This is a genomic window from Pseudomonadota bacterium (assembly GCA_023229365.1).
Lineage (GTDB): Bacteria > Myxococcota_A > Polyangia > JAAYKL01 > JAAYKL01 > JALNZK01.
This window is the reverse complement of sequence record JALNZK010000215.1, coordinates 1-5,653: the sequence shown is the minus strand read 5'-3', so window position 1 is coordinate 5,653 and position 5,653 is coordinate 1. Positions and strand designations below refer to the sequence as shown.

6 protein-coding genes are annotated in these 5,653 nt (G+C 72.0%); 3 read left to right on the top strand and 3 right to left on the bottom strand.

Features of this window, described 5'->3' with window-relative positions:
- The first annotated feature begins 33 nt into the window (after positions 1 to 33).
- The 3 genes from M0R80_31150 to pth are packed head-to-tail and all read left to right on the top strand — an operon-like array spanning position 34 to position 2,366.
- Entirely contained in the window at positions 34 to 978 is a 945-nt protein-coding gene (locus M0R80_31150; GenBank protein ID MCK9464099.1) for a ribose-phosphate pyrophosphokinase, read from the top strand.
- Positions 979 to 1,025: 47 nt separating this feature from the next.
- On the top strand, positions 1,026 to 1,772 hold the full coding sequence (locus M0R80_31145; GenBank protein MCK9464098.1) for a 50S ribosomal protein L25: 747 nt from the start codon (positions 1,026 to 1,028) through the stop codon (positions 1,770 to 1,772).
- A 3-nt stretch (positions 1,773 to 1,775) separates the two neighbouring features.
- Positions 1,776 to 2,366, top strand: a complete 591-nt coding sequence (gene pth / locus M0R80_31140; protein ID MCK9464097.1) for an aminoacyl-tRNA hydrolase — start codon at positions 1,776 to 1,778, stop codon at positions 2,364 to 2,366.
- Positions 2,367 to 2,369: 3 nt separating this feature from the next.
- Here the strand turns inward: pth and M0R80_31135 are convergent, their stop codons facing one another.
- From M0R80_31135 to hisE, 3 genes are all read right to left on the bottom strand, one after another.
- Entirely contained in the window at positions 2,370 to 3,005 is a 636-nt protein-coding gene (locus M0R80_31135) for an SRPBCC family protein (protein MCK9464096.1), read from the bottom strand.
- A gap of 54 nt (positions 3,006 to 3,059) precedes the next feature.
- Positions 3,060 to 4,334, bottom strand: coding sequence for a histidinol dehydrogenase (gene hisD / locus M0R80_31130; protein ID MCK9464095.1), 1,275 nt, complete (start codon positions 4,332 to 4,334; stop codon positions 3,060 to 3,062).
- The coding region (gene hisE, locus M0R80_31125; protein MCK9464094.1) for a phosphoribosyl-ATP diphosphatase at positions 4,331 to 5,653 on the bottom strand (1,323 nt) is incomplete at its 5' end. The genes hisE and hisD, both read right to left, overlap by 4 nt.

The window sequence follows — 5,653 nt, the reverse complement described above, 5'->3', positions numbered from 1 at the left end:
GGGCGCGCCCGGCGCGACGCAAAGGAGGGTGACATGGCGTTCAACACGATCTGTCTCATCGCCGGCTCGGCGAACCCGCAGCTCGCCAGGGAGATCAGCAACCGGGCGAAGATCCGCCTCGGCGAAGTCACTCTCAAGCGCTTCTCGGACGGCGAGGTCTTCGTCCAGATCGAGGAGAACGTGCGCGGCTCGAGCGCGTTCGTGATCCAGCCGACGTGCGCGCCGGTCAACGACAACCTCATGGAGCTGCTCGTGCTCATCGACGCCCTGAAGCGCGCGTCGGTCGAGTCGATCACCGCGGTCGTGCCGTACTACGGTTACTCGCGCCAGGATCGCAAGGCCGCGCCGCGCACGCCTATCAGCGCGAAGCTCGTCGCGGATCTCCTGCAGGCCGCGGGCGTCGATCGCATGGTCGCGCTCGATCTGCACGCGGGCCAGATCCAGGGCTTCTTCGACGTGCCGTTCGACAACCTCTACGGGCTGAACGTCATCGCGACGCACATGAAGGAGCAGCTGCGCGACGAGGTCGTGATCGTGTCTCCGGACGCGGGCGGCGTGGCGCGGGCGCGCGCGTTCGCGAAGCAGCTGCACGCGAACCTCGCGATCATCGACAAGCGGCGCCCGAAGGCGAACCAGTCCGAGGTGATGAACATCATTGGCGAGGTGAAGGGCTGCGACTGCATCATCGTGGACGACATGGTCGACACGGCGGGCACGCTCACGAACTCGGCAAAGGCGCTCGTCGACGCGGGCGCGAAGCGGGTCATGGCGGCGGCGACGCACGGCGTGCTGTCCGGCCCGGCGATCGAAAGGCTCAAGGCGTCGGTGCTCGAGAAGCTCATCGTGACGGACACGATCCCGCACTCCGACGAGGAGAAGCGCGACGGGCGCATCGAGGTCGTGTCGTGCGCGTCGCTGCTCGCGGAGGCGATCAAGCGGATCCACACGGGAGACTCGGTCAGCTCCCTGTTCGGTTGAGACAAGGGAAGAAAAACGCCAACGGCGGTTGAAGGAAGGTCAGGACAATGGAATTCAAAACGCTCAACGTCATCAAGCGGAACAACACGGGCAAGGGCGCGGCGCGGCGCATGCGCCGTTCGGGCCAGGTGCCGGCGGTCGTCTACGGCCTCGGCGTCGAGACGTTCTGCGTCTCGGTCGTGCCCCGCGAGATCGTCCAGGCGCTCGCCGGGCCGATGCGCCTCAACACGGTGCTCAAGCTGAACGTCCAGGAAGGGGGCAAGGCGAAGGAGATCGTCGCGCTCGTCCGGGATCACCAGTACCACCCGGTGCGCCGGACGCTGCAGCACGTCGACTTCCTCGCGATCGACGTCACCAAGCCGATCCGCGTCCAGGTCCCGGTGATCCGCACCGGTCGGTCGCTCGGCGAGGCCGCCGGCGGCGGGCTCACGCAGATCTTCCGCCACGTGCCGGTCGACTGCCTCCCGGATCGCATCCCGGCGGAGATCGTCCACGACGTCTCCGCGCTCGAGCTCGGCGGGCACATCGCGGTGAGGGAGCTCGCGATCCCCGAAGGCGCGACGATCGCGCTGCCGGGCGAGCAGTCGGTGTTCACGGTCACGATGCCCAAGGCCGAGAAGGTCGAGGAGGTCGCCGTCGAGGCGGCTGCCGAGGGCGCCGAGGGCGAGGCGGCTGCCGAGGGCGCGGAGGGCGAGAAGAAGGCCGAGGGCGAGGCCGACGCCAAGAAGGACGGCAAGAAGGACGTCAAGAAGGACGCCAAGAAGGACGCCAAGAAGGACGGCAAGAAGGACTAGCCCGTGGAGGGTGGCGCGCTCGTCGTCGGCCTCGGCAACCCGGGGCCGAAGTACGCGGGGACCCGGCACAACGCCGGGTTCATGGTCGCCGACGCGCTGCAAAGGAGGGCCGCGGGAGCGGGCTGGCAGGAGAAGTTTTCGGGGCTCGCCTCGCGGGCCGACGTCGCGGGGAGGCCGGCCCTGCTCCTCAAGCCTCTCACCTTCATGAACCTGAGCGGGAGGAGCGTGGTCCGCGCGGCCGCGTTCTTCCGCATCGCGATCCCGGACATCGTCGTCGTGCACGACGACCTCGACCTCGAGTTCGGAGTCGTCCGCGTGAAGGTCGGGGGCGGCCTGGGCGGCCACAAGGGGCTCGCGTCGTGCGCGGCCGAGCTCGGCGATCCCGGGTTCCTCCGGGTCCGCGTGGGCATCGGGCGGCCGAGGTTCGGCGACGCGACCGACTACGTCCTCCAGCCCTTCGCGAAGGAGGAGGCGGCCGAGCTGCCGGACGTCGTGGAGCGCGCCGCGGACGCGGTCGAGGCCGTCGTGAAGGACGGCGCTGTCAAGGCGATGAACGCGTTCAACAGGCGGGGCGAGGCGGCCGAGGAGACCTAGCGCTCAAAGGTACCGCGATCGGCCCGGACCTTCGATCCAGTCCTTCATGAACCCGGGGACGTTGAGGAGCGCGGTGATCGCCTGATCCTCGAGCTTCGGCCCGATGAGGTTGATGAGCCCCATGGGCGCCCGGATCGCCAGGACGTAGGCGATGAGCGTCCTGCCGCCCGGCTGCTCGAACAGGCGCCAGTAACCCCGCACGTCGTCGAGGTCGTTGGGGAGCTCCTTGACCATCTGGAACGAGATCACCTTCTTCTCCTCGTCCCGCTTCATTTCGACGTGGTACTGGACCGACACGACCGGGTGGCCGATCTTCATCCGGACGAGCGAGCGGCCGCCCTTTCGGGAGATCTCGACCGACTCCGTCGTGTTCGGGAACGCCCTCGTGTAGGCGTCCCAGTCCTGGATCGCCTTCCAGACCGCGCCGACCGGCGCGTCGACGATCGCGTACCCGGAGCCGCCGTAGAAGCCGCCCCGTCGAGACGAGGGCAGCTCCTGCCGGACGACCGCGCCCCGCTTGAGCGACTCGAGCTCGATGGGGGTGAAGTCGACCGCCGCGGCGCCCAAGGGCGCGAGCGCCACGGCGAGGGCGCCCGCGACGAGGAGAACCGGGAGATGCGTCTTGTGAAGTGAAAGCATTGTCGTCACCCTTGAAGGCCTATGTTCGACAGCTTAACCCCTTTTTCTATTCTGTCATGGGGCAAAACCCCGGCGCAGGCGCGCGGCGGCCGCGTGACCCGCGAGCCCTTCGATCTCCGCCAGCCGCTCCGCGTCGGCGAAGAGCCCGGCGGCTGCGGCGCGGTCGTCCAGCGCGATCCACGTCCGCACCTTGAGGAAATCGAGCACCGACAGGCCGCCGCGGCTGCGGGCCGTGCCGCCGGTGGGAAGCGTGTGGTTCGGGCCGGCGCCGTAGTCTCCGACGATCTCGGCGGAGAGCGCGCCCACGAACAGCCCGCCGCAGTCGCCGCAGCGGCCGGCCGCCGCCCCGGGATCCGCGACGGCGAGCTCCAGGTGCTCCGGCGCGATCCTCGACGCGAGCGCGAGCGCGGCGTCGAGGCCGTCCACCACCACCGCGAAGCCGTTGCGGAGGGCCGTCCGCGCCACCTCCGCCGTCGCGAGGCCCCCGAGCTGCCGGAGGAGCGCCGCATTCACACGCCCCACGAGCGCCGCGCTGTCCGACACGAGCATCGGAACGGCGCCCGGATCGTGCTCGGCCTGAGCCAGGAGATCGGCGGCGACGAGCTCCGGATCCGCGCGATCGTCCGCGACGACGAGCAGCTCCGAGGGCCCGGCGAGCAGGTCGATCCGGCAGCGCCGCGAGATCGCGAGCTTCGCGGCGGTGACGAACCGGTTCCCCGGCCCCGCCACGACGTCGCACGCCGGCACCGGCCCGCAGCCGAACCCCAGCGCGGCGATCGCTTGGGCACCCCCGACCGCGAGGAGGCCGTCGGCCCCGCACGCGCCTGCCGCGGCGAGCGTCACCGCGCTCGGTCTCGGAGAGGCGACCCACACCGTGGCGACGCCGGCCGCGCGCGCGGTCGCCGCCGTCATGATCACCGAGGAGGGCAGGGGATACCGGCCCCCGGGCGCGTAGCACCCCGCGGCGCGCACCGGCGCGACCGTGTGCCCCGCGCGACCGCCCGGGATCGCGACGTCGACGTCGGCGAGCGCCCGGCGCTGGGCCTTTGCGAAGCGCGAAACGCGCTCGACCGCCCGCTCGAGCAGCGCCCGATCGGCGGCGTCGAGGTCGGCGAGCGCACTGTCGAGGCGTGCGCGATCAACGTAGAGCGCGCCGCCCGGCGCCACGTCGCCCAGGCGCGCGGCGTGCTCCGCGACGGCGGCCTCCCCGCGGCGGGCCACGTCGTCGACGATCTCCCGCGCCACCCGCTCGGCGTCGGGGTCGAGCGGCTCGGGCGCCCGCGACAGCGCCTCCGCGGCGCTCACGATCTCGAGCGGCGACGCGCTCATCCCGCCACCTCCTCCGGCTTGGCGTCGCCGGGGCGACGCGTGATCTTCAGGCTCCGGCGGTCGAGCTCCCGCTCGACCTCGCTGAGGTCGACCCCGGCCCGCGCCGCGGCGACGAGCGCGAAGTAGACGACGTCCGCGGCCTCGTGTGCGACCTCGGCCCGGCCGCTCGCAGCGGCGAGCTCCGCCGCCTCCTCGCGCAGCTTCGATCCGAGCAACGCGGGATCGTCGAGCAGCCGGCGCGTGTACGATCCCGGTGGCGCGTCCGCGACCCGGGCCGCGAGCCGCCGGGCGAGCTCGCTGAGACCGCGCGCTGCGCCGAAGCAGCCCCGCGTCCCGAGGTGGCAGAACCCGGCGCCGAGCTGCCGCACCGTGAACCTGAGGGCGTCCCGGTCGCAGTCCACGTCGATGCGCTCGAGGATCTGGACGTCCCCGGATGTCTCGCCCTTGCGCCACAGGCCGCGGCGGCGCGACCTGTACACCCCGCGCCGGGTGCGCACAGCCTCGCGCACGCTCTCGGCGTCGGACCAGACGAGGCCGAGAGCCTCGCCGCGCTCGTCGACCACGATCGTCGGCCAGAGACCGTCCGCGCGATCGCTCCGCAGCGGCGCGGTCAGCGCATCCGCGAGATCGAGCCGCCCGCTGTAGATCGCCATGCCCACCTGCGCGTCGGCGCCGAGGGCGTCGATCGCGGCGATCTCCGCCGCCGTGGTGACGCCGCCGGCGACCGTCATGGGGATCCCGCCGGCCGCCTCCACGGCCCGCCGCACGGCGTCGAGGTCGATACCCTGCAGCCGGCCCTCGCGCTCCACGAACGTGACGAGGAAGCCGCCGACGAGCGGGCGCAGGCGCGCGATCTCCGCGTGGAGCGCCCGCCCCGTGCGGGTGCGCCACCCCTCGACGACCACCTCGCCGGCCCTGGCGTCCACGGCGGCGATCACGCGTCCCTTCGGGAGCGCGGCCAGGATCTCCTCGCGCGCGGCGGTGCCGAGGATGACCTTCTCGGCGCCCGCGTCGAGCCACGCGATCGCCGCTTCGGCGCTTCGGATGCCGCCGCCGACCCGGCACGGGAAGCGCCGGACGATCTCGGCGACGATCGCCCGGTTGTCGCCGCGGCCGAGCGCAGCGTCGAGATCGATCACGGCGAGCTCGCCGACCACGGCGAAGCGCTCGGCGACGGCGATCGGATCGCCCGCCTCGACGGCGAGCGCCTCGCCGCCGACGAGCTGCACCGCCTGTCCGCCCATGATGTCTATCGACGGGACGATCATCTTCGCACCTCCACGCCCAGGGTCGCCCGCTCCGCCTTCAGATCGCGCACG

Coding starts and splice junctions, on each gene's coding strand:
- M0R80_31150 (MCK9464099.1), top strand. CDS start 34: ATGGCGTTCAACACGATCTGTCTCATCGCCGGCTCGGCGAACCCGCAG.
- M0R80_31145 (MCK9464098.1), top strand. CDS start 1,026: ATGGAATTCAAAACGCTCAACGTCATCAAGCGGAACAACACGGGCAAG.
- M0R80_31135 (MCK9464096.1), bottom strand. CDS start 3,005: ATGCTTTCACTTCACAAGACGCATCTCCCGGTTCTCCTCGTCGCGGGC.
- hisD (MCK9464095.1), bottom strand. CDS start 4,334: ATGAGCGCGTCGCCGCTCGAGATCGTGAGCGCCGCGGAGGCGCTGTCG.